The following is a 23,415-nucleotide window of genomic DNA, read 5'->3' as shown; positions in this document are numbered from 1 at the left end:
AAGAAGATAGATTTTAATGGTACACCCTATCAGTATGTTGATTTATAGCAAATCAATATGCCACCGGCAAAGGGTCCAGACTACGCCACATATACCAGGTGGCCACAGAACGCCAGGGCTCCCAGTTGGCCGCCACTTCACGGGCATCGTGGCGCGAGACAGGCTCACCGCCAAAATAGCTCAGGCTGATACCTTTCATGAGTCCCAGGTCATCAATGGGGAATACATCGGGACGCATCAGATTAAAAATCAAAAACATTTCGGCAGTCCAGCGGCCAATACCTCGGATTGCAGTCAGTTCGGCGATGATGGCCTCGTCGTCCATCTCGTCCCAGCACTTGACGTGCAACTCGCCCAAATTGAAATGGTGCGCCAGATCATGCACATATTCCACCTTGCGCTTGGACAGGCCGCAAGCCTTCAGTTGCTCACCATCCAGTTTGAGCAGATTGGCGGGGGTCAGCGCAGGACAGGCCCCTAGAAAGCGTTGCCAGATGGTTTCGGCAGCCTTCACCGAAATCTGCTGACCGATGATGGAGCGCGCCAAAGTCACAAACGGATCGCCGCGAGAAGTCAGCATGGCTTCACCAAATTGCGGAATCAGCCGCTTGAGCACCCGATCACGCGCCATCAGCTCGTTACACGCCGCGGCCCAGTAATCGGGCACCATCACCTTGGGGTTGGCTGATTTACTCGCCATAATTTACGCAGCACGCCATTCAGTCACACCACCAGGCTTGTCTTCCAGCACGACACCTTTGGTCAATAACTCGGTACGAATCCGGTCGGCCTCGGCAAAGTTTTTAGCCTGTTTGGCGGCCACACGTGCGGCAATCTGGTTTTCTACCCAGGCAGCCAGATCAGCTTGTCCTTGAGCGCCCGGCCCATCGTCGGCCATACCTGCTATGCCAGCTTGCAAAAATTGTAGTGGCTCACGCTGGGCAATGCCCAGCAAGCCTGCCAAACCCTTGAGCTGGCGTGCCAGTGTGGCTGATTTATCGCGATTCACCGCAGTCGCCAAATCAAACAAGACCGCCACGGCCACAGGCGTGTTGAAGTCATCATTCATGGCGGCAAAAAAACGCAAGGCGTAGGCTTCGGTCTTGTCGAGCGGCAAGGTATCGGGTGGCACTTCTTTGAGAGTGGTGTAGAGCCGGGTCAGCCCCTGACGGGCATCATCAATATGCACATCGGAATAATTGAGCGGACTGCGGTAATGGGCGCGCAAGATAAAAAAGCGCACGACTTCGGCATCAAATTTTTTCAGCACTTCGCGGATGGTGAAAAAGTTGCCCAGTGACTTGGACATCTTTTCGTTATCGACGCGCACAAAACCATTGTGCATCCAGTAATTGGCAAAGGTCTTGCCGGTCGCACCTTCGCTTTGGGCGATTTCGTTTTCGTGATGAGGAAACTGCAAGTCGGCACCGCCGCCATGAATATCAAACTGCTCACCGAGCAAGGCACAACTCATGGCCGAACATTCAATATGCCAACCGGGACGACCCTGACCCCAGGGCGAATCCCATTTCACTTCGGCGGGTTCATCCAGTTTGGCTTTTTTCCAGAGTACAAAATCAAGTGGATCGGTTTTGGCGTCAGTCACATCCACCCGCTCACCAGCGCGTAAATCATCGAGTGACTTGCCAGACAACTTGCCGTAACCCACAAATTTGCGTACTGCGTAATTCACATCACCATCAGTAGCCTGATAAGCCAAGCCATTGGTTTGCAAACGACTGATCAGGTTTTGCATCTGTGGCACGTATTCGGTGGCGCGTGGTTCGTGATCGGGGCGCACAATGCCAAGCGCATCGGCGTCTTCGTGCATGGCGGTAATAAAACGCTCCGTCAGCTGCCGCGTGGTTTCACCATTTTCAACGGCACGCTTGATAATCTTGTCGTCAATATCCGTAATATTGCGCACATAAGTCACTTGATAATCCAGGGCCTTGAGCCAGCGCTGCACAACATCAAACACCACCATTACCCGAGCATGACCAATATGACAATAGTCGTACACCGTCATGCCGCAGACATACATGCGCACTTGATTGGCATTGATAGGTTGAAAGGTTTCTTTGTCGCGACTGAGCGTGTTATAGATCTTGAGCATGTTGCAAAGGTGAAAACGCGGTTGGTGAAAAGACTGTTTATCAATCAGTCCAAACAGAGATCAGACCAAATGGGATTAGGCTTGACGGGTATCGATTATGTATCGGTAAGATACAGTACCGGGTACACTTCCCGCTCTCATGACAGAACTGCGATTGTCCTACAAAAATCGGCTTAAGCAGTACAAAATTGCCTTTCGCACGGTTTTGTTAGAATCGCCCATCTTACTGATGTTTGCCGCTGAATGAAATCATCTTTACAACCATTTATTACCAGTCGCCCTGACTCATTCTGGTGCAAGCCCAAACACTGGCTGCTACAGCTTGCTTTGACCTTGCTGCTGATGCCTTTGATAGGCCTTGTGCATGCCGATGAATACGGCACGGTCAACCAGTTGATCAAACAGGGCAAGCTGGAAACAGCCAGTCAGAAAATTGAAAATTTTCTGAAAGACAAACCTCAGGATGTGCAAATGCGTTTTCTCAAGGGCATGGTGTTGAGTCAGCAAAAGCGGAGTACCGAAGCCCAGGCTGTCTTCAGCCAGTTGACCGAAGACTTTCCAGAATTGCCCGAACCGTACAATAATCTGGCCGTACTGTATGCCGAACAAGGCCTGTACGACAAGGCACGCGTGACATTGGAGGCCGCCTTGCGCAATAATCCGGCCTACAGCACGGCCCGCGAAAATCTGGGCGATGTGTATTTGCGCCTGGCCCAGCAGACGTTTGAAAAAGTGATGCAGACCGAAAGCAATAACCAGTCAGCACAATACAAGCTGGATCAGCTGCGCAGCTTGAATCGCAGCCATAGCAAGATCAAATAAGCAGTCAATAAAGCCATGCCAATGTACTTCGTGACCTGCAGATTACTGATGCGGTGATCAACCTTTTCAACCAACCTAACTAACTTAACAAGCAGAGACCATGATTAAAAAATTGCTCACCACTGTTTTGCTGATGTTATTCATGACGGCAGCCTATGCTGATCACACCAAAGTCAAGATCAAAACCAGCATGGGCGACATCGTCGTCGAATTGAACGAAGAAAAAGCACCTGTTTCAGTCAAGAATTTTTTGCAGTATGTGAATGAAGGCTATTACAACGGCACGATTTTTCATCGCGTGATCAATGGCTTCATGATTCAGGGCGGCGGCTTTGAAAAAGACATGAAGCAAAAAGACCCACATGCACCGATTGTGCTGGAATCAAAAAATGGTCTGAAAAACAGCATCGGCACCATTGCCATGGCGCGCACCAATGTGCCGGACTCTGCCACATCGCAGTTTTTCATCAATGTGGCTGACAATGCCATGCTCGATTACCCAAGCCCCGATGGCGCTGGTTATGCGGTATTTGGCAAGGTCGTTGCGGGTATGGATGTGGTCAACAAAATCAAGGGCGTTGCCACGGGCAATGCCGGTATGCACCAGAATGTTCCGACGACACCGGTGCTGATTGAATCTGCCAGCATCGTCAAATAATCATTTTTTACTTATCTTTCATCTTATTCATAAAGGATTCATCATGGTTGAATTGCACACCAATCACGGCATTATCAAGATCGAACTCGACGCTGAGAAAGCACCCAAATCAGCCGAAAACTTTTTGCAGTATGTCCGTGACGGTCACTATGACAATACGATTTTTCACCGTGTCATCGGCAACTTCATGATTCAGGGCGGCGGCTTTGAACCGGGCATGAAACAAAAGCCAACCCGTGATCCCATCGAAAATGAAGCCAACAACGGTCTGAAAAACGACAAGTACACGGTTGCCATGGCGCGTACCAATGTGCCCCACTCTGCCAGCTCACAGTTTTTCATCAACCTGACCAATAATGATTTTCTCAACTTCACTTCACCCACACCACAAGGCTGGGGTTATGCCGTGTTTGGCAAGGTGGTTGAAGGCACAGAGGTTGTTGACGCCATCAAGGGTGTTAAAACCGGTCGCAGCGGCTTTCATGACGACGTACCGCAGACCGATGTCGTGATTCAAAAAGCGATTGTGGTTGACTGAATTTAAGCGTCTAGCTTCATGCCTCAACAGCCATCAGCCGCCAGCATGCCCAGCCATGCTTCGGCGCAACTGATTGCTGACCTGCACCTCAACGCTCAGGAGCCGGCTACCGCAGCTGCTTTTGAGCGTTTTGTTTTGGCTGACTCGGCCAAGGCCGAAGCCCTCTTCATTTTGGGTGATCTGTTTGATTACTGGGCCGGCGACGATGACATGGATGATGTCTTCAATGCCCATATCATCGCGCTGCTACGTCACGCCGCCAGCCAGACCAAGTTGTACTTCATGCACGGCAATCGTGACTTTTTGATTGGCGAGCATTTTGCAAAAGCAGCACAGTTGACGCTGCTTGATGATCCGACCATGGTCAGTATTGCCGGTCAGTCTTATCTGTTAAGTCATGGCGACGTACTTTGTACTGATGATCATGCCTATCAGGCCTTTCGTGCGCAAGTGCGCAACAAAGCCTGGCAGGATGCCATCCTGGCGCGTCCCCTGGCCGAACGAAAAGCCCTGGCACAACAGCTGCGGCAACAAAGTCAGGACGCCAAATCGGGCAAGACCATGCTGGAAATGGATGTCAATGAAACCGCCGTGCATGAATTCATGCAGGCTCATGGCGCACATGAGCTGATTCACGGTCATACCCATCGGCCTGCTCATCATGTAGTCACTGATAGCACTCACCAGCCCGCACTGACGCAATCACGTCGCGTTCTGAGCGACTGGCATTGGGATGGCATTGAACAGCGCGGCAACATCTTGCATATTGGTACGGCTGGTATCACATTGCACGAAATTCCCGCTTGAATCAGCGCCGTCCCCAAGACCCAAAAAATCCCTAAATGGCGCATACTGAATAGGTGTATATTCATTTATCAAGCGCTTAAGTGCGTATTTACTATATCAATAAAAATACCCAATACCAGTATATTTATTTGACAACCTGACGACGGAGTCCACGCAGATGCCCTCGTGCCATCGCTTTAAAAGTAGCAATGCACATCAAGGCATGACACTCAAGCAACAAACTCGCTATTTGATGGCCAGCTCACACCGTTTCAGGCATGAAGCATTCGCGATATTCTGAGCAACTCTGACAGGTGGGAGAACGGCAGACAAAAACTTCTGCCTGTTCGCAGAGTTGTTTGTAGAAGAACTTTTTCCAGCGCATATTGCCGCTATTACGGGCAAACAAGACGGGAAAGGTATCGGCAATTAAACGCGACAAGGCAGGTCGTTCCGGCAGACCCAAATCTTCCCAGAGATGGTTTTGCCCCATGCAACTGAAGGCCAGCCATTGCGCGATCACCTGACGTTCCGGTTGGCTGGCAGGTACAGCCACTTCGGCCAGAATCAGACTCAGCAAATCCTGATATTCCTCATGACGATCGGGCACGCGCCAGCCATCCTGCAATAAAAATTCAGCAAAGTGACTGGACCAGACTGCCATGATGTCCGCTGCAACCCCACTACCAAAACGCAAGGCCAAAACCCGCCGCAGCAAGGCAAGGTCACATTCGCAGTAGATTGAATCAGCTTTTTGCAACATGGGCTCAACCTCAATCGCCTCTCTGATCATTTACAACCGTGGTCAATCATCGTACCTGTCAGCTGCATGGTATCGTCTATCGATCACCGGCAACTGGCCGACTGGCTCAATGACATCAGGCAGCAACAGCGCCGTGGGTATAGCACTTCTTGGGACAGATCTTTGAGCAGGCAGTACAGCCAATGCACATTTCCTGATGAGCAATGGTCATCACTTTCTTTTCGTATTCCTCGTCTTCATCACCATCCAGATCGATCACGACTTGATTGCCCTCATCATCCAGACCAACCAGTTCCAGGACGCCACGCGGACAAACCTTGAAACAACGCCCACAACCAATGCAGGTATCTTTGTTCAATTCCTGAACAAATTTTGGTTCCCACACTTCTCCGCTTGGCAATGTGACTGAAAAATTACTCATGACAAACCTCACCCATCAAACTTAACCATCAACCTGTATTCAGGCGCCTGCCGCAGCAAGCTCCTTGCGTGCAGCAGTCAATGCCTTATGAGCATCAAATGCCTTTTGTGCCACTTCAAGAATCGTTTCCCAGTTGGTCGGCAACTCTTCAGACAAGTCATGCAGATCCATCTTGGCCTGCGTGGCCTGTGCGTTGAGTTTTTTGACTCTGGTTTTCAACTCATCGATATTTTGTACCGCATCACTCATGGTTATCCTCTTGCAATATTGATAATCAGTCAGTTCAACCGTAGTTGGCGACATCCGGATATTGACGAATCATCTCAACGCCATCAGTGACTGCCTTGGTACCGGCTTCACACAACTTGGCCAAGGTGGGGAAACCAAAGCGATGCACATCGCGCAATTGTTTGTTGACCACAATCAAGCGACCCGCAGCCAGAATCAGACGACCAAAACCTTCGTGGGACATCTTCATCATCGGTGTCACCATATTGCCGGTCTCACGCTCAATCGAGAGTGCCACTGCGTTGTAAAACAACTCCAGACGCCAGATTGTTTCTGGATCGGGATCACCAATCATGGGAATTTCCTTGCGCTTTTCAGCAGTCAAAATATAAGGGTCCAGCAAAACCAAGTCGCTCTTACCTTCCCATTGACCATGGGTATCCTGGGCACGCCACTGCTTAACCAGTTCGCGTACATAGGGTTGTGCCAGCAGTTCTTCTTCTGACAGTACTACTTTTTCAGCTGCTTCAGCCATGTTCCACCTCGTCGTCCTCAAAATCAGCTACCTGCTCCTGATCCTTCAAGACTGCTTTGCGCAACCATGGAGGTGGAGTCCCTTTTAGTACGTCCTGCAATTTATCTAAAATATCCATGATCAGTTCAGGACCCTGAACCTTGATCGGATGAATTTTCAAGGCCACTACTCGAGCTGCACCTGAACCGCCAATCGCTGCCACATACAAAATGGCGCAATCCTTAACGGCATCCAGCTTGGGTGCCAGCTTGTCTTCATCGCCGTCTTCCGCCAGATTACCGCCAAAGTCAAAGGTCTCAACAAAAGAATGACCTTCTGCTGTCACGTTATAGACAGCAATATGCTTGGCCCAACCAAAGTGAGCATCGACACGCTCCTTGTCCTGTGTTGCAAATGCGACTTTCATAACAAGCTCCTATAAAGAATCCGGCTGCCTCAATGTCCCATCGGGACTCATCTGATCAACTCACTCGCATCAATCAACCTACTGGCCTAGCGTCTCACTCTATCCTTCAGCATCCTGCGTCACAGCATGAATCGGAATCGTCTTCACACCCTCTGACACGTTGTAGCCAACTGTACTGTTATGTACGATTGGTTGTGCCACTTGTAGGGATTCCTGCGGTAATGGCCAACTGTCTGGTTCACCATGCCAGATGTGTGCCATGAGGAAGTTGGCCATATCAAATATCAGAGCACGGGTACCGCCATAGCCAACTGTCATGATGTGCGAATTGCCAACCCGATCAAAAATCGGAAAACCCATGCGGTAAAAAGGTATCTGTAAACGCTCGGCAGCCTGGCGACCATGCGAATGAGTAATCATCAAGTCACAGCCCTTGGCTGCGGCTTCCAGATCTTCCAGGTCACCAATCACCACTTTTTCAATCGGCATTTTTGTCAGTACCGCCGAATGCGTCGTGGTAATACAGGCTGTCAACTCAGCACCCATCTCATGCAATAAAGAACCCGCAGCAAACAAGAGATCGGGCTCAAGACCCAATGCCACCTTCTTGCCACCGAAATGGAAGTGACCATCCAGCATCGCATCAAGCAACTGACCTCGTTGACGTTTATATTTTGCGGCAACCGGCTTGCCCGATAGCTCCATCAAGACCTTGATAAATTCATCGGTTGCTGCCAGACCAGTGATACGATCAAACAGCTTAAAGGGCACACCCGCTTTTTCTTCCAGCGCCACTGCACCTAAGCGCATCTGCTCACCGACTGCCAAGGTCATCACTGAAGCGCCAGCCTGTGCCATCTCTTCGAGCGTCGTGCCACCTAAAGTCGTACCACGCCAGTCTTCAGGAATATGACCATCCAAAGAGCGCGCCACATTGGGCAACACAATGGGCTGCAAACCAAACGACTCAATGATTTCGATCAACTCTTCAATATCGGCCGGTGTCAGATGACTGCCGGGCAACAGATTGACCTGTGTGGCAACTTTGGTTTCGGCAGGCTCAACAAAATTCTGAATACAAACCTGCACTGCCTTGGCGTAACCATCTTCAAATGCTCCCACGTAATCGGGGGTAGACACATACAAAAGCGCGGTGTCATCCAGCTCTGGCTTTTTGCGTCTGACCATTTTCAGATAGCCATCCACATCATCACCCTTGGTTTCAGTCAAACCTGTGGAGCAGATGGCAATCATCTTGGGCTTGGCACGTTGGCGAATCGTCAGCAAAGCCTTTTCTATATTTTCGTAACCACCCAGAATCGTGGTAACTTCATTCATGGCTGTGGTTTGCAAAGGAATTGCTTCCTTGTAATGACGTACAAACAGCACCAGACCAAACGAAGTACAACCTTGCGAGCCATGCATAATTGGCATGGTGGCATCCAGCCCCATGAAAGCAAAGCAGGCTCCCAACGGCTGGCTCATCTTGAGCGGATTGACCGCACAGGATTTTTTGGATTCGACCACAGTAGCCATACAGGACTCCTTCTCTTTATGCCACACCATCAGGCAGCAATATCAGCGGCAGCATCCGTCAACACGACTTCACCTTCTGCACGGGGAATCACACTGTCCATGGCCACACCCAGCGCCAACTCGGGTGCGGTGTCAGCAGGAATCATCTCAACGCCATCCCAAGGCGCTGGCAGACGGACTTGATCCCACACTGGATTGAGTAAGGCCTTGTCAACCTGGCGTACCAGATCAACCATACCTTCATAACCCGCATAAGCATGATGACGTTCCTGATTGATATCGAGCCAGGGCATTTTGGCTTTCAGCGCAATGAACTGCGAACGACCACCGGACAACATGATGTCAGCCTTGGCATCACGCAGCATGTTGTACATTTCACGCGGTGTCATGTCGTCGATCATGTGGGCATCTTCACCCATGATCTCCTTGATTTTTTCTTTGTCTTCCTTGGTTGATTTCTTGACGCTGGTACCTACCACAATCATGCCGGCTTCCTGCAAGGCCGCCACCACTGACCATGATTTCACACCACCAGTAATCAACAAGACACGCTTGCCGGTCAGACGCTCTTTGTATTCAGCGATCCGTTTCCAGGCACGTGCCTCCTCTACCTCAATCAATCTTTCGGTACGACCCTTGAGTTCAGGATCAGCACCCTGCTTGATAAGCAGACGCGCAATCTCGCGCAGCGTTTCGCTCATGTCGCCAATGCCATAGAACGAGCCTTCAAAATAAGGAATGCCGTAGCTCTTTTCCATTTTGGTCGCGACATTGATCATCGACTTGGAGCAGACCATCATATTGGCCTTGGCACGATGGCTTGAAGCCACTTCGTCGTAGCGACCGTCACCAGAAATGCAGGACAGAATCCGCACACCCAAAGCATCAAGCAGTGGCTTGATCTGCCAGAGCTCGCCCGACAGGTTGTATTCGCCAATGATATTGATATCATAAGGTGTGGTGTATTCAGGCTCTTTGGTACCAATCACATAGTCAAGCAGCGCTTCAGCGCCAAGCTTGTTACCCAGGTTCTTGGGGCCGGCAAAACCAGGGCTATTGACAGGAATGATGGGCTTGCCAAACTTTTCGGTGGCTTTTTTGCAGACCGCTTCGATGTCATCACCGATCAGCGCAGTCACACAAGTCTGATAAACAAAAATGGCCGGTGGATCGTATTTTTCAATAATTTCACGGCACGACTTGAAGAGTCGCTTCTCGCCGCCGTACACCACATCAAGCTCGTTGATGTCGGTGGTAAAGCCAGTTCGATAAAGTGTCGAGCCGGAAGAAAAACTGTGTCGGTTGTCCCAGGAATTACCTTCACAGGCAATCGGACCGTGAACCAGGTGAGCCACGTCGACAATCGGCTGCAATGCAATCTTGGCGCCATCAAAGGCACAGCCGCCTGCGGCACCGCCAGGAGTGAGCTGTTTGGTACAGCCTTTCTTTCGTTCTTTTTCTGATTTACCCTGGTTCTTGTCACATCCGGGTTCATCAAAAACATCCTGGATTTTTGAGGAAAGTCGTTGATCCATATTACCTCCAGCAGAACGAACTGGGTCAGATCCTACTGGCCGGTGGCGTGACCCGAACCACCGGCCAAACTACGAACAACTACAAGATCGCAGACTTTGTACATCAACGCTTTTTCAGACCCTAACCAATGATACCGGCCACAGCCGATACCATTGCTGGAGGCAAAAATTAACGAATGATGTCGTAAGAGTAGTCGGTCTTGCCTGGGATGATGGTATTCGTATCAAGAGATTCGAAGAATTCATCAAGCAAAGTAACCAACACACGCAGACCACCTTCATAACCCCAGATTGGGTAACGGTGATAGTGGTGACGATCAAAAATCGGGAATACCAGACGGATCAGTGGTGTACCGCAATCACGCTCAAGGTATTTACCGTAGGTATTACCAATCAGGAAATCCACTGGCTCTGTATAAAGCAGTGAACGCATATGCCACAAGTCACGTTTTGGATAGACCTTGCAATTGGCGCCATAAGGTGAAGCATCAAATACATCCTGAACTTTCTTGGCCCATTTGTCATCGCCGTTGGTAGCCAATACGTGAGCTGGTTCTGCACCCAGTTCCAGCAGAAATTCCGTCAGACCCAGCATTTGGTCCGGATCACCGTACATGGCAAAGCGTTTGCCGTGCAAGTGAGCTTGACTGTCAGCCATGGCATCAACCAGTTGGCCGCGCTCTTTTTCGAGTTCAGCCGGGATGGGTTTACCTGAAAGGCGTGACAATTCCATCAAGAAACGGTCAGTACCAGCAACACCGGTTGGGCTGTTCAGTACGACAACTTCTTGACCATGATCCTGGATCAATTTGAGAGTACGTTCGCTGCAGAACTCTTGGAAAATGATCGTGGCTTTGGCATTCAGGGCTTTTTCAACAGTTTCCTTGGTTGTGCCACCTTCGTACATACGGAAAGTACCGTCTGTCGGTGTATTCCAAACATCTGATGGATCACAGATGATATTGTAGTCAATACCAAACAAGCCGAAAATGCGTTTGATTTCTTTCATGTTGCCAACAACAAAACCGTCAAAGCCACCAATGAAGTTGATTGATTCATTGGGTTGACGCTCGAGTTTTGGTGCTGTATCAGCCTTGCCATCCCAGAAGTGACGTATAACGCCGAGCAAAGCATTGTCATAGCCAGTAATGTGGCTACCAACGAAAGCTGGTGTGTGTGCGAAGGGTACGTCGAAATCAGCAGGTACACTGCCTTTTTCTTTGGATGTTTTGATGAAGGCATTCAAGTCATCACCGATCACTTCAGCCATGCAAGTGGTCGATACGGCGATCATTTCTGGCTTGTACAGATTATAGGTGTTGGCCAGACCATCAATCATGTTGTTCAAACCACCAAACACGGCAGCATCTTCAGTCATGGAAGAAGAGACGCAAGATGTTGGTTCTTTGAAGTGGCGTGAAAAATGTGAACGATAGTAAGCAACACAACCTTGTGAACCATGAACAAATGACAGGGTTTTATGAAAACCAGCAGCAACAAACACTGCGCCCAATGGCTGGCAGGCTTTGGCTGGATTAACTGTCAATGAATCACGGGCAAAGTTTTTCTCTTTGTAGTCGGCAGTTTTTGTCCATTCGACGATCTCGGCGATCTTGGCATCTGGGTGGTTATATTCAAACTCGCTTTTTTTCTTGGCGAGCATTTCTTGGTATTCCGGCTCACGAAACAGCAATTCGTGGTCGATGACCTTATCCGCACTCTGGGGCATGGTAATACTCCTTGTAAAGGTAAAATTAAAACTGGTTCAGCCAGACCGCAGCACTGCTACTCAATCTGAGGCAGCACTGCAGATCGCTCAATTAGGCAGCTTTTTTCCAAGGTGCCTTGGTAAGACTCCAGATTGGGCTGCTGATAGCCATGTCCATGTCACGGGCGAAGATGGCAAAACCATCGTAGCCGTGATAAGGACCGGAGTAATCCCAGCTGTGCATTTGACGGAAAGGAACGCCCATTTTTTGGAAGACGTATTTCTCTTTAATGCCTGAACCAACGAGGTCTGGCTGGATTTTCTCAACGAATGTCTCAAACTCAAAACCAGTCACATCGTCATAAATCAATGTGCCGTCTTTGACGTAGTGAGTCGTACGCTGATAGTCATCGTTGTGACCAAACTCGTAACCAGTACCAACCACTTCCATGCCCAGATCTTCATAGGCACCGATAACGTGACGTGGACGCAGACCACCTACGAACAGCATGACTTTTTTGCCTTGCAGACGTGGTTTGAATTTGTCGATCACTGCTTGCATCAATGGTTTGTATTTGTTGATGACTTCTTCAGTTTTGGCTTTGATGTTGTCATCAAAATGCGCTGCGATTTCACGCAATGATTTTTCAATCATGGTTGGGCCAAAGAAGTTGTACTCAACCCAAGGCACGCCATATTTTTCTTCCATGTGGCGGCTGATATAGTTCATTGAACGATAGCAGTGCAGCACATTCAGTTTGGCTTTGGGTGTGTTTTCCAGTTCAGCAATGGTACCGTCACCGGACCATTGGGCGATTACACGCAAGCCCATTTCTTCGAGAAGAATACGGGATGACCAGGCATCGCCACCGATGTTGTAATCGCCGATAATGGCAACATCGTAGGGGGTGGAAACAAACTCAGGACGTTTGTCTTCAGTCTTGTCAAAAACCCAGTCACGAATCGCATCGTTGGCGATATGGTGACCCAGTGATTGAGAAACACCACGGAAACCTTCGCAACGAACTGGCACAATGGTGTGGCCGTTGTATTCTTTGGTTTTTTTCTTGGAGACAGCTTCAATGTCGTCACCGATCAGACCAATTGGGCACTCCGACTGAACAGTAATACCTTTGTTCAGTGGAAAGAGTTCCTGGATTTCGTCCATGATTTTTTCCAGTTTTTTGTCACCGCCAAACACGATGTCTTTTTCCTGGAAGTCAGAAGTGAACTGCATGGTCACAAATGTATCCACGCCAGTGATACCGATGTAATAGTTACGACGAGCTGCCCATGAATATTGACCGCAGCCAACTGGACCGTGGGAAATGTGGATCATGTCCTTGATAGGGCCCCAGACCACACCTTTAGAACCAGCATAGGCACAACCACGAATGGTCATCACACCTGGCAAGGACTTGATATTGGACTTCACACCACAGTCAGGTTTACCTTCTTCATAAGTGCCCAAATGTTTGGCACGTTTTTTAGCCATCTTTTCAGGATAGGCTTTCAGCACTTCATCAATGAGTGCTTTATTTTCGGCTTTGCGTTCTTCAACGGTCATACTCATGGTTCTACTCCGTTCAGTTTGTGAGGTTGCAAGAAAATGGAGAATGGAGAGTCGGATTTTCTGCCGACTTCTGAGTAGCCGGCGCTTGATCCGGCTCTCGACCCTCAACTCTCCGACTGCCCGCCAATGAACCGACTGACAGTACGACTACTTCGGGATAACAACAACTTGGTAACAGATCAGACTGAACGAATGACCTGCTACCGGTATTACTCGGTATTACTATTAGGCAGCGATTTCAGAAGCTGTCTTACCAACCTGGGACTCGTCAACAGATTTCATGATGCCGTGTTCCATCAACAGGTCTTCCAACTGATCCATAGTGATAGGAGTTGGAATAGTGCCGTTACCAGCGTTGGCATGGATTTTTTGTGCCAGAGTGCGGTACTCTTGGGCTTGTTTGGATTCTGGTGCGTATTCCAAAACTGTCATGCGACGCAATTCAGCGTGCTGAACGATGTTGTCACGTGGCACAAAGTGAATCAGACGTGAACCGAGCATTTTGGCCAGTGACTCAGCCAGTTCGAGTTCCTTGTCAGTTTGACGCTCGTTACATACCAGACCACCCAGACGTACGCCACCTGAGTTAGCGTATTTCAAAATGCCTTTGGAAATGTTGTTGGCAGCGTACATGGCCATCATTTCGCCAGACATAACGATGTAAATTTCCTGAGCTTTGTTTTCACGGATTGGCATGGCGAAGCCACCACAAACCACGTCACCCAAAACGTCGTAGGAAACATAATCAACACCTTCGTATGCGCCGTTTTCTTCGAGGAAGTTGATCGATGTGATCACACCGCGACCAGCACAGCCAACGCCTGGCTCTGGACCACCTGACTCTACGCAACGAATGTCGCGATAGCCAACTTTCATGACGTCTTCGAGTTCCAGATCTTCCACTGAGCCAGCTTCAGCAGCCAATGACAGGATGGTGTCCTGTGCTTTTGCGTGCAGAATCAAACGTGTGGAGTCGGCCTTAGGATCGCAACCAACGATCAGAATCTTCTGACCCATTTCGGCCAATGCGCCGAGAGTGTTTTGGGAAGTAGTGGATTTACCAATACCACCTTTGCCGTAGAAGGCAATTTGCCGTAGTGATGCCATTTTAATTCTCCTAAAAAAACAAAAATAAGAGCTAGTGTTGAGATACAGTATTCGTTAACCTTTAGTCGCGTCACTTTTGATGACGTCTCTTGCAAGCTACCGTTTACTTCTCGCGACCGGTAAGCCCCTAGTGCCGCTATCTGTTTTCTATTACAGTCACTGGTTGGCAAGGTTTGGTCTGCGCAGGGTATCTTTCGCAACTGTTGTGCCATCTGCTTAATTTTTTTTATGTCATTGATTTAATTTAATTATTTGACAAACACCCCCTTCTCGGAGCTTTGTTTGAAATACGACAAAGCGTTGTTAGTCACACGCTTTCGTCGGGAACGACACATCGACCATCGCTTGCGACAATCTCTACCCAATATTGAGTACTTAAATATGCGCATCATTGGCATGCCTTGCCAATCAAGGCTTTGCGCCTCATACCCATATGAGAGCCAGCAAAATCGAACTTATTTATAGTAAGGAATAGCTAACTGGTATAGAGGTTGCAGTCAGGGGATTATGGAAACCAATCAAACTAGTCCTGCACAGGCCAATACTCAAAACCCGCACTATCAGATGATTGGTGGTGCCGAGGCGATTGATCGATTGGTCGAAGCCTTTTACCGTTATATGGATACGCTGCCAGAAGCAGCCGGTATCCGTGCCATGCACGAGCCCGACCTGGGCCACACCAAGGCAATTCTTAAGCTGTATTTAGGTGAATGGTTAGGTGGCCCTAAAGCTTATTCAGAGAAAAAGGGTCATCCCCGCTTGCGAATGCGCCATGCGGCTTTTCGGATTGGTGAACAGGAACGAGATGCCTGGCTGCTTTGCATGCGCCGAGCATTGGAAGATGTCGTAACCGATGAGAAGTTTCGCGAGCAACTTCTTGCTTCTTTTTTTAAAACCGCGGACTGGCTCCGCAATGTTCAAGGAAATCCTCATGAGCGCCACCATTGAAAAAATTGCCATTGAGTTCACAGCTTTTGGCCCATTGGATGAACAGGGTCGCATGTTGAACCCTGTCTTCAAGGCACCGACCCACGTTGCTGGCCGTTATGGCTTTCGTGGTGAACTGGCATTGCGCTTTGCGCCAAAACTGGCTGACGAAGCCCGCCCCCCTGAGCTGACTTGTGATCAGGTCTTGGCTGTTGCCAACGCCGGTGATAAAAAATTACCTTTTTTTGCAGGTTATTTACTGAGTTTTGAACACTTGAAAGATGTGGCTGAAGCATTGGGTGAAGGCCTGCATGCCGGTGGCAAGTATTTCCTGTTTTGCAATAACATTGATCTGTCCAAAAAATATCAGGTTCCTTACAAAGGTGCCATGTTCTATGTCTTGCCAATTGATGAATCCACTGTTTATAACGAAATGCTGGATTTGCTCTATCTTGAAAAAAATGATCTGAAAAAGCTCGATACTGCTGGCAAGCTTGACGCAGTTGCTGACGCGGCATTGAAATTTGATATCACCTTTGACATGATGACTTATGCCGAAGGTGTCGAAACGATGGGGCCGGTTCGCAATCCTAACGAAAATCGTCCGGTTTAATCGGCAGCAAAGTACGTCGTATCGTTTTAGTTTTAAATTTGATGCGACGTTCTTTCCGATAGTTTCAGCAATATTCCTCCTGTCATGTTAGCCACTTCGTAATCAGCCATGGCGCATACTGCATCAAATCCGCTGAGCAAGCTGAAGAATGAGACCATGACGCCCGCCATTGCCAACCACGACTTCAGTAAACAAGTAGCCCTGGTTCGCGCTTATCACCAACGCACCAAGCATCGGCTGGATGGCTATGCCCCCGGTCCAGATACGATTGACTGGAGTGCCCCACCGGACCCTTTTCGGCGTTTTACCGGTTCGCGAAAAATCCTGTTGCCACTCTGCACTGATCAGCTCACCCTGACTTTTGACCAGCTGAATCAGCCACATAGCGCACAAGTGCTCAATCTCGACAGTATTAGCCAGTTGTTGCAATGGTCTTTTGCCTTGGCCGCATGGAAAGAATATGGACCGGATCGCTGGGCATTACGGATCAATCCATCGAGTGGCAATCTGCATCCAACTGAAGCCTATCTGATTGTGCGTGCCGTCAATGGTCTGGCTGATGGCCTCTATCACTATGGCGTGGAAGATCACAGCCTGACATTACGCCGCGCTGATACCCCATCAACTGACGCTGCATCGAGCCTCTATATTGGACTCAGTAATATTACTTGGCGCGAAGCCTGGAAGTATGGCGAACGCGCCTTTCGCTATTGTCAGCTTGATACCGGCCATGCGTTGGGTGCAATACGCTATGCGCTTGCCTGTCTGGGCTGGACCGCCCGTCTTTTGCAATTGGATCATGCCACGCTGAATGCCAGCTTGGGCCTGGATCGGTCTGATGACTTTGCCAAGGTGGAAAAGGAAGAGGCAGAACTCTTATTAGCCGTTCATCTTGACTCCACGGCATTGACGACCAATCAATCCAGTCGGCAACTCAATCAGCAAGCCAGTCAGCAGCATAATTTTATCGCTAGCGACAATGCTACCTGGTATGGCCAAGCCAGCCGCATTGATGCCCATCCGATGTATCAATGGCCAGTCATCGAACAGGTTGCCCATGCCACGCGAGCAACCAATCAGCAAGTTACGACAACAGGTCTTGTCGCAAGACTGACAAATAAACAAACAGACAATCAGACAGCCTCCTCATTACGCTTGGCCACAGACGTCATCACACAACGTCGCAGCGCTCAACGCTTTGATCACAAACACGAGATGCCCGCCGAACAACTCTGGCAACTGCTGTGTAGCCAGCATTCTGGGCAAGCTTTGCCGTTTGATCTATATCAGGAAATCAACACCCAGAACCTCTGTCCGCCCCTGCATATGGTCTTGTTTATCCATCGCGTTACCGGATTGGCACCAGGGGTTTATATTTTGCCACGCAGTGAAGCGAGTACAGCCTTATTAAAACAGACGCTCAATCCCGATTTTGTCTGGCAACCCATTGCCATACCCAACGCACCAACTGATTTGAACCTATATCTGCTGCAAGCCCTGCCCGCCCACTTTATTGCGCGTCGTTTAAGTTGTGCTCAGGCCATTGCCGGCGATTGCAATATTGCCTGGAGCATGCTGGCTGAATGGGACAACGCTTTGGTCAATGGCCCAGCAGCTTATCGACATTTGCATTGGGAAGCGGGGCTGCTTGGACAGATTCTTTATCTGCAAGCCGAAAATATGGGACTGCGTGGTACGGGTATTGGTTGCTACTTTGATGATGCCTGCCATGAGTTTTTGGGTATGCGCAATGAGCCTGATCAACAAGCCCCATTACAGGCCATTTATCACTTTAGTTTAGGTTTACCGCTGGTCGATCAGCGGATCCAGAGTCATCCACCCTATTCGGCAGAGCGTATGGCCATGCCTGCCGGTACTCTTTTGGAGAGTTGATATCATGAGTCAAGCCACCAGTTTCAAACGATTAAATTGCCCTCAGGTTGCAGAAATATTGATCGGCCAAGACGTGCAAATTCTGGATTCACGCGATACCGGCGCTTTTGAACGCAGTCATCTGCCTGGTGCCTTGCAACTCAATCAGGATACCTTTGGCAAACTGGCCATGACCTTGCCCAAGTCGATGCCTATTCTGATTTATTGCTACCACGGCAATGCCAGCCAGGAATACGCACGCATGTTTGCCGATTTTCATTTTACTGATGTCAGTGATCTGATTGGCGGCTATGCAGCCTGGCAACAGTATGAACAAACACTGATCAGTCAGACAGGCTCGACCAGCCAAGCCCCCTTATCTGAGTCTTTACGAATTTGGCTCAAGGCACAGGGTTTTACTGATGACAACATCAACGCCACAATAACCAATCAAACAACCCCTCTTATGCAGGCGGCTCGGCTGGCTGATGTGGTTATGGTGCGAGCGCTGCTGGATGCCGGTGCCGATATCACACTACGCAATGCTGACGGCAACCAGGCACTCTGGCTAGCCTGTTTTGCTGATCAACTTGAGATTATTCAAATGCTCGCCGAAGCCGGAATGGACGTGGACAATCAAAATGACAATGGTGCCACTTGCCTGATGTATGCCTCTTCCGCTGGCAAGACTGAAGTGGTGTATACCCTCTTAAATGCCGGTGCTGATATCACGCTTAAATCAGCCGATGACTTTACTGCCTTGGATATGGCAGCCAATGAAGGCAGTCTGTATTTGCTTCGCGCAGCCGAAAAAGCCATGCAGGGTTATATGGCTCGCCATCCAGAAACCGCCTGAATTAAAAATTCAATGAATTAAGTCATAACAGTGACATTGCACCAAATCAACAAATAGTCAGTTATTCATCCATTCGACATTCACAATGACACACATTCTGTTTTATGAAAAACCCGGTTGTGGTGGCAATGCCAAGCAAAAATCCTTGCTGCAACGCAGTGGTCATACCCTGACCGTGCGTGATTTGCTGACTGAAACCTGGACTGATGCGACTTTGATGACATACCTTGCACCCCTGCCGGTGGCTGACTGGTTCAATCGCGCAGCGCCCAAAGTGCGTGATGGTCTGATTGATCCAGCAACTTTGGATGCTGACACTGCACTCGCCATGTTATTAAAAGAACCCTTGCTGATTCGTCGGCCACTCATGTCATTTAGTGGCACACAGGGCGAAGAATATTTTGTGGGATTTGAGGCGGAAAAATTGGCGGAAAAAATATATCTGGAAGGTGTCACACCTGCCGCCAACAAGGCAGAAAACCTGGAAGCTTGCCCGCGTCAGGCAAAGCAAATTGACTAAACAGCACCAGCAGGTAGCAGCACTCAAGCAAGGCATTTTTGCATCGTCGATGATGACTGAAAATACCATCAACTACAGTAGCAGGCATGACCAACAGTCCGCTTCAAACAGGTAATTTTAGGGAGTATTCCCAAATATTGACTTGATAAGTACGTAAATAAACCATCATTTTTTATACTCCTATAAAGTATAACGGGATGATCAAACGATCATCCCGTTATGGCCCTTGTCTGGAGGGTTTACTGCGCTCTGTTTACTACTCACTACTACTGCACGACAAATTTTACACCAACCACAAAATTATTTCTTCGACTTTAAACCTGCAGCAATATCTCGAATCACTACAGCCCCAACCCGATCACCTGAATCAATTTCTTCCAGTTTATTGAGAATTTGGTGTGATTCAATTTCACGACCTTGCCTTAACAAAATAAACGACAAGGCTTTCAAACTAAATAAATAGAAACGTCGTGGCCAGGTATCCTCATTCCAATGTGGACCAGCTTTTTGATTCGCCCAGTCATCATTAAAATCTCCCTTACGCGCAGCGGCCTTGAGACCTCGACGACAGGCATCTTCTGCAGCTGCCAGCTTGCCCTTGTAAAAGTAAAATTTATACAAAGCAAAGTAAACTGGCAGACAGTCAGGTGCTATCACATTGGCAGTCCATAACAGGGCCTCGGACTGGGAGTGGCTGGCCTGCTTGGTCGCCTCGCGCAGCAACTTGACAACCGAGGCTGGTGCCTCACCGCCAAATAGCTCTTCTGAGGTTTCGCCAGTAAAGAGGTTCATGACCAGGCCTGTGCATCAGCCAACAAGCGCTCAACCGGTTTGTCACCTTGCAAATGCTCAGTGAAAATTTCAGCCACATCACCCACGGTTACACCGCTGTACATGACGCCTTCGGGATAGACCAGCACATTAGGACCGGCATCACAGGGGCCGATGCAACCAGAATAAGTCACGGCAACCGTGTCGTAAATATTGCGGGCTTGCAATTCTTTCCAGAAAGCCTGCAACACATCGACACTGCCTTTGTGATTGCAACAACCACGGGGGTGGCCCTGTGGGCGGGTTTGAGTACAAATAAAAACGTGTCGTTGTGGTTTGCTCATGATGCGACCTCTAGAAAAAATACGGGTACTAAAATAACCTTGGTCAATTTAGCCAAATTTAAACAAAATACCATGACCACCGCGAGGATATTCCCACTGCACGTTATCTTGTTCGGTGCAGATAATCCGGCAGCTGCCACACTCAAGGCAACCGTCAGTGATCAAGGTAACCGCACGATTGCCTTCCAGTTTGTAGCAGGAAGCCGGGCACACATAGGTGCATGACTGCTCTTTACAATCGTTCTTGCAAAGATCAGGATTTTTGATCTTGATATGAGGGCGACCGTGATCTACCTTATAACGATTCTGATATAACTTCTCTTCGACATTAACAGCGACAGTGCTCATCGGAAAGCCCTCCACAATTTGAATGCATCACCCACAATACCGCTGAGTTTGCGGGTCCGTTTGAAACTGGAGAAAATTTCTTTCTCCTTGGTTTTTTTGTCAATACCATCAACCGTGATCATGGTTTTACAAGCACGGTTAATCAGTTCAGGATAGGTCGTGAAGAACTGACTGTTCTTGTGCAGCACTGTAGGCATATCACGATATTTATGTAGATCTTTCATGACAAAGCTGTCATCCAGCTGCTCTTTATAGGCCTTGAGTGTTGCAGCTGACATGGATTTACCTGCAGCTTTGGCAGCAATGATGGTTTCAGCAGCCAGGCGACCAGTGGTCATCGCCAGATTAGAGCCTTCACGATGTGCGGCATTCACAAAGCCCCCGGAGTCACCTACAATCATCCAGCCAGCACCGTAGACTTTGGGCACGGAATAAAAACCACCTTCAGGAATCAAGTGAGCGCAATACTCTTTCATCTCACCACCTTCAATCAGTGGCACGATGGAAGGATGCTTCTTCAGATTTTCCAGCAGGGTATAAGGTGAAGTACGATTAGGATTGTTCTTGAAGTCAGACAGCATGCAACCGATACCGATGGTGAGTGACTCTTTATTGGTATACAGGAAGGCGGTACCCATCATGCCGTCGGTGACCTTACCGACCATCTCAATCACAACACCCTGCTCGTCCTTCAAGTTGAAACGCTGCTTGATGGTATCTTCTGGCATAAACAGAATTTCTTTCACAGCCAGCGCAACGTTGCTACCCTTGATTTCACCGTGGAAACCTGCTTTGCGTGCCAAAGTTGAATTAACACCATCAGCCAAAATCACCACATCGGCAAAGACATCACCACCTTCACGGTCGCAACGCACACCGACTACGGTCTCACCGTCCATGATGAGGCTTTCGACAGTGGTCTCACAAATCAGCAGGGCACCGGCTTCTTTGACCTTGGAAGAAAACCATTTATCAAACTGGGCACGGATAATTGTGTAACGGTTATAAGGTGGCTTGTTATAGTCTTCGGAACGAAAGTGCGTTCCGACAAAAGATTCATCATCCAATACCCAAAGACGCTGCTCAATGATGTGACGCTCCAATGGCGCATCATCACGAAAATCTGGAATCATCTTTTCCAGTGCGTCCGAGTACAGAATTGCACCCTGTACATTCTTGGAGCCTGGGTATTCACCACGCTCAATCTGCAGTACATTCAAACCCGCCTTGGCCAGTGTGTACGCCGCAGCATTGCCGGAAGGGCCAGCACCCACCACAATCGCATCAAACTTTTCACTCATGATCTTTTCTCCTATGATGTCCGCGCTCAAGCAGCCTGTTTGATACGCTGTCCGAGATGCAGCTTGAAGGCCTCAGTCAGAGCTGGCAGGACTTGCATGGCATTACCAACGATGCCGTAATGGGCAAAGTCGAAAATCGGCGCATTGGCATCGGTATTAATCGCCACAATCACGTCAGAAGCTTCCATACCAACACGATGCTGAATTGCACCTGATATACCAGCAGCAATATAGAGTTTGGGGCGCACCGTTTTACCAGTCTGGCCAACCTGCCGCTCGGCTTCAACCCAACCCGCCTGCACCACTGGACGAGTCGCACCGACATCACCACCCAACGTGGCGGCCAGATCACGGATCAATTTGAAGTTATCTGGATTTTTCATACCCTTGCCGCCGGAAACAATCACATTGGCATATTCCAGGTTGATCTTGTTGCTATTGGCATCGGCAATAAAGTCAATCAGCTTGGTCACAATATCAGTTTCGATCATGCTCAGCGTGTCTTCGACAATCGTGCCGCTACGGGTCTCGTCACGGCGTGGCATGGCCATCACACGCGGGCGCACTGTCGCCATTTGCGGGCGATAGGCCAGCGTCATGATGGTACAGAGCAGCGAACCGCCAAAAGTGGGACGCGTTGCCGCCAAAGCTCGGGTTGTAGCATCAATATTGAGCTCGGTACAGTCCGCTGTCAGACCGGTCTTGAGTGTTGTCGCGACTGAACCAGCCAAGTCGCGACCCATGGTAGTCGCACCGAGCAGCATGATTTCGGGCTGGTATTTATTGACCAGGTCAGTCAGACCTTTGGTAAATGGCTCATTACGATAACCTTTGAGCACGGTATCGCGCATGATGTAGCAGTTATCTGCGCCATGAAAAAAGGCTTCCTTGGCAAACTTGTCGAGTTGCTCATCTGGGCCACCCAGCAATACGCCGGATAATGGCACATTGAGCATATCGGCCAATTTACGACCTTCACCAATCAGCTCCCAAGACACCTGATGCACGGCACCACGATCATGCTCAACAAAAACCCAAACGCCTTTATAGGCTTTAAGTTCTTCTGAGAGCTCTAGATTACGGCCGCCCCGGCCGGCCGGTTTTTTCGGGGCTTGTGCTTCACTCATGGTC

General features: G+C 49.1%; 26 protein-coding genes. 9 read left to right on the top strand and 17 right to left on the bottom strand.

The window, feature by feature from the left end:
* Window positions 1–52 precede the first annotated feature (52 nt).
* Entirely contained in the window at window positions 53–700 is a 648-nt protein-coding gene (locus ACMYR3_RS04250; RefSeq protein WP_424194835.1) for a DNA-3-methyladenine glycosylase family protein, read from the bottom strand.
* Between the two features lie 3 nt (window positions 701–703).
* Window positions 704–2,116 carry a cysteine--tRNA ligase gene (gene cysS / locus ACMYR3_RS04245; RefSeq protein WP_424194833.1) on the bottom strand — a complete coding sequence of 471 codons (1,413 nt, stop codon included), beginning with the start codon at window positions 2,114–2,116 and terminating at the stop codon, window positions 704–706.
* Window positions 2,117–2,359: 243 nt separating this feature from the next.
* Here cysS and ACMYR3_RS04240 point away from each other — a divergent pair, with 243 nt between their 5' ends.
* The 4 genes from ACMYR3_RS04240 (at window position 2,360) to ACMYR3_RS04225 (ending at window position 4,941) form a co-directional block, all read left to right on the top strand.
* On the top strand, window positions 2,360–2,938 hold the full coding sequence (locus tag ACMYR3_RS04240; RefSeq protein ID WP_424194830.1) for a tetratricopeptide repeat protein: 579 nt from the start codon (window positions 2,360–2,362) through the stop codon (window positions 2,936–2,938).
* Window positions 2,939–3,071: 133 nt separating this feature from the next.
* Complete coding sequence (locus ACMYR3_RS04235; protein ID WP_424196356.1) at window positions 3,072–3,596, top strand: peptidylprolyl isomerase; 525 nt, start codon at window positions 3,072–3,074, stop codon at window positions 3,594–3,596.
* Between the two features lie 43 nt (window positions 3,597–3,639).
* Entirely contained in the window at window positions 3,640–4,134 is a 495-nt protein-coding gene (locus ACMYR3_RS04230) for a peptidylprolyl isomerase (protein WP_424194828.1), read from the top strand.
* Between the two features lie 18 nt (window positions 4,135–4,152).
* The gene (locus tag ACMYR3_RS04225; protein WP_424194826.1) at window positions 4,153–4,941 is read left to right on the top strand and encodes a UDP-2,3-diacylglucosamine diphosphatase; all 789 of its coding nucleotides are present in this window, start codon (window positions 4,153–4,155) and stop codon (window positions 4,939–4,941) included.
* Between the two features lie 241 nt (window positions 4,942–5,182).
* Here ACMYR3_RS04225 and ACMYR3_RS04220 read toward each other — a convergent pair whose 3' ends face one another.
* The 10 genes from ACMYR3_RS04220 to nifH all read right to left on the bottom strand — a co-directional run bounded on the left by ACMYR3_RS04220 (window position 5,183) and on the right by nifH (window position 14,732).
* Window positions 5,183–5,683 (bottom strand): nitrogen fixation protein NifQ, encoded by a 501-nt coding sequence (locus ACMYR3_RS04220; protein ID WP_424194824.1) that lies wholly within the window; start codon window positions 5,681–5,683, stop codon window positions 5,183–5,185.
* Window positions 5,684–5,798: 115 nt separating this feature from the next.
* The gene (gene fdxB, locus ACMYR3_RS04215; RefSeq protein ID WP_424194822.1) at window positions 5,799–6,104 is read right to left on the bottom strand and encodes a ferredoxin III, nif-specific; all 306 of its coding nucleotides are present in this window, start codon (window positions 6,102–6,104) and stop codon (window positions 5,799–5,801) included.
* A 39-nt stretch (window positions 6,105–6,143) separates the two neighbouring features.
* Complete coding sequence (locus ACMYR3_RS04210) at window positions 6,144–6,353, bottom strand: CCE_0567 family metalloprotein (protein ID WP_424194820.1); 210 nt, start codon at window positions 6,351–6,353, stop codon at window positions 6,144–6,146.
* 34 nt (window positions 6,354–6,387) lie between these two features.
* Window positions 6,388–6,867: a NifX-associated nitrogen fixation protein gene (locus ACMYR3_RS04205; RefSeq protein WP_424194818.1), complete on the bottom strand. Its 480-nt coding sequence runs from the start codon at window positions 6,865–6,867 to the stop codon at window positions 6,388–6,390.
* The gene (gene nifX, locus ACMYR3_RS04200) at window positions 6,860–7,273 is read right to left on the bottom strand and encodes a nitrogen fixation protein NifX (protein WP_424194816.1); all 414 of its coding nucleotides are present in this window, start codon (window positions 7,271–7,273) and stop codon (window positions 6,860–6,862) included. Before nifX ends, ACMYR3_RS04205 begins: the two co-directional genes overlap by 8 nt.
* A 99-nt stretch (window positions 7,274–7,372) precedes the next feature.
* Entirely contained in the window at window positions 7,373–8,809 is a 1,437-nt protein-coding gene (gene nifN, locus ACMYR3_RS04195) for a nitrogenase iron-molybdenum cofactor biosynthesis protein NifN (protein ID WP_424194814.1), read from the bottom strand.
* Window positions 8,810–8,838: 29 nt separating this feature from the next.
* Window positions 8,839–10,344 (bottom strand): nitrogenase iron-molybdenum cofactor biosynthesis protein NifE, encoded by a 1,506-nt coding sequence (nifE, locus tag ACMYR3_RS04190; RefSeq protein WP_424194812.1) that lies wholly within the window; start codon window positions 10,342–10,344, stop codon window positions 8,839–8,841.
* Window positions 10,345–10,513: 169 nt separating this feature from the next.
* Window positions 10,514–12,073: a nitrogenase molybdenum-iron protein subunit beta gene (gene nifK, locus ACMYR3_RS04185; protein ID WP_424194811.1), complete on the bottom strand. Its 1,560-nt coding sequence runs from the start codon at window positions 12,071–12,073 to the stop codon at window positions 10,514–10,516.
* A 91-nt stretch (window positions 12,074–12,164) separates the two neighbouring features.
* Window positions 12,165–13,625, bottom strand: a complete 1,461-nt coding sequence (nifD, locus tag ACMYR3_RS04180; protein WP_424194809.1) for a nitrogenase molybdenum-iron protein alpha chain — start codon at window positions 13,623–13,625, stop codon at window positions 12,165–12,167.
* Between the two features lie 225 nt (window positions 13,626–13,850).
* Window positions 13,851–14,732, bottom strand: coding sequence for a nitrogenase iron protein (nifH, locus tag ACMYR3_RS04175; protein WP_424194807.1), 882 nt, complete (start codon window positions 14,730–14,732; stop codon window positions 13,851–13,853).
* A gap of 507 nt (window positions 14,733–15,239) precedes the next feature.
* On the opposite strand from nifH, the gene ACMYR3_RS04170 reads away from it, so the two are divergent.
* The 5 genes from ACMYR3_RS04170 (at window position 15,240) to ACMYR3_RS04150 (ending at window position 19,520) form a co-directional block, all read left to right on the top strand.
* Window positions 15,240–15,680 (top strand): group II truncated hemoglobin, encoded by a 441-nt coding sequence (locus tag ACMYR3_RS04170; RefSeq protein ID WP_424194805.1) that lies wholly within the window; start codon window positions 15,240–15,242, stop codon window positions 15,678–15,680.
* On the top strand, window positions 15,664–16,272 hold the full coding sequence (locus ACMYR3_RS04165; protein WP_424194803.1) for a hypothetical protein: 609 nt from the start codon (window positions 15,664–15,666) through the stop codon (window positions 16,270–16,272). The genes ACMYR3_RS04170 and ACMYR3_RS04165 overlap by 17 nt, the downstream gene beginning before the upstream one ends.
* Window positions 16,273–16,428: 156 nt before the next feature.
* Window positions 16,429–18,165 carry a nitroreductase gene (locus ACMYR3_RS04160; protein WP_424194801.1) on the top strand — a complete coding sequence of 579 codons (1,737 nt, stop codon included), beginning with the start codon at window positions 16,429–16,431 and terminating at the stop codon, window positions 18,163–18,165.
* Window positions 18,166–18,169: 4 nt separating this feature from the next.
* Complete coding sequence (locus tag ACMYR3_RS04155; protein WP_424194799.1) at window positions 18,170–19,000, top strand: ankyrin repeat domain-containing protein; 831 nt, start codon at window positions 18,170–18,172, stop codon at window positions 18,998–19,000.
* Window positions 19,001–19,085: 85 nt separating this feature from the next.
* Window positions 19,086–19,520 (top strand): hypothetical protein, encoded by a 435-nt coding sequence (locus tag ACMYR3_RS04150; protein WP_424194797.1) that lies wholly within the window; start codon window positions 19,086–19,088, stop codon window positions 19,518–19,520.
* A 300-nt stretch (window positions 19,521–19,820) separates the two neighbouring features.
* On the opposite strand, the gene ACMYR3_RS04145 is transcribed toward ACMYR3_RS04150, so the two are convergent.
* From ACMYR3_RS04145 to ACMYR3_RS04125, 5 genes are read right to left on the bottom strand one after another with little or no spacing between them, the layout of a single operon-like run.
* The gene (locus ACMYR3_RS04145; protein ID WP_424194795.1) at window positions 19,821–20,312 is read right to left on the bottom strand and encodes a hypothetical protein; all 492 of its coding nucleotides are present in this window, start codon (window positions 20,310–20,312) and stop codon (window positions 19,821–19,823) included.
* Window positions 20,309–20,635: a (2Fe-2S) ferredoxin domain-containing protein gene (locus ACMYR3_RS04140; protein WP_424194793.1), complete on the bottom strand. Its 327-nt coding sequence runs from the start codon at window positions 20,633–20,635 to the stop codon at window positions 20,309–20,311. The genes ACMYR3_RS04145 and ACMYR3_RS04140 overlap by 4 nt, the downstream gene beginning before the upstream one ends.
* Window positions 20,636–20,683: 48 nt before the next feature.
* Entirely contained in the window at window positions 20,684–20,983 is a 300-nt protein-coding gene (locus ACMYR3_RS04135; protein ID WP_424194791.1) for a ferredoxin family protein, read from the bottom strand.
* Window positions 20,980–22,284 carry an FAD-dependent monooxygenase gene (locus ACMYR3_RS04130; protein ID WP_424194789.1) on the bottom strand — a complete coding sequence of 435 codons (1,305 nt, stop codon included), beginning with the start codon at window positions 22,282–22,284 and terminating at the stop codon, window positions 20,980–20,982. The genes ACMYR3_RS04135 and ACMYR3_RS04130 overlap by 4 nt, the downstream gene beginning before the upstream one ends.
* 26 nt (window positions 22,285–22,310) lie before the next feature.
* Window positions 22,311–23,411 carry an electron transfer flavoprotein subunit alpha/FixB family protein gene (locus ACMYR3_RS04125; RefSeq protein WP_424194787.1) on the bottom strand — a complete coding sequence of 367 codons (1,101 nt, stop codon included), beginning with the start codon at window positions 23,409–23,411 and terminating at the stop codon, window positions 22,311–22,313.
* Between the last annotated feature and the right edge of the window lie 4 nt (window positions 23,412–23,415).

The organism is Ampullimonas aquatilis (assembly GCF_049675895.1).
In the GTDB taxonomy this organism is placed as follows: domain Bacteria; phylum Pseudomonadota; class Gammaproteobacteria; order Burkholderiales; family Burkholderiaceae_D; genus Ampullimonas; species Ampullimonas aquatilis.
Note: the sequence above shows the minus strand (reverse complement) of the source record. Positions and strands in the feature narration are given on the sequence as shown.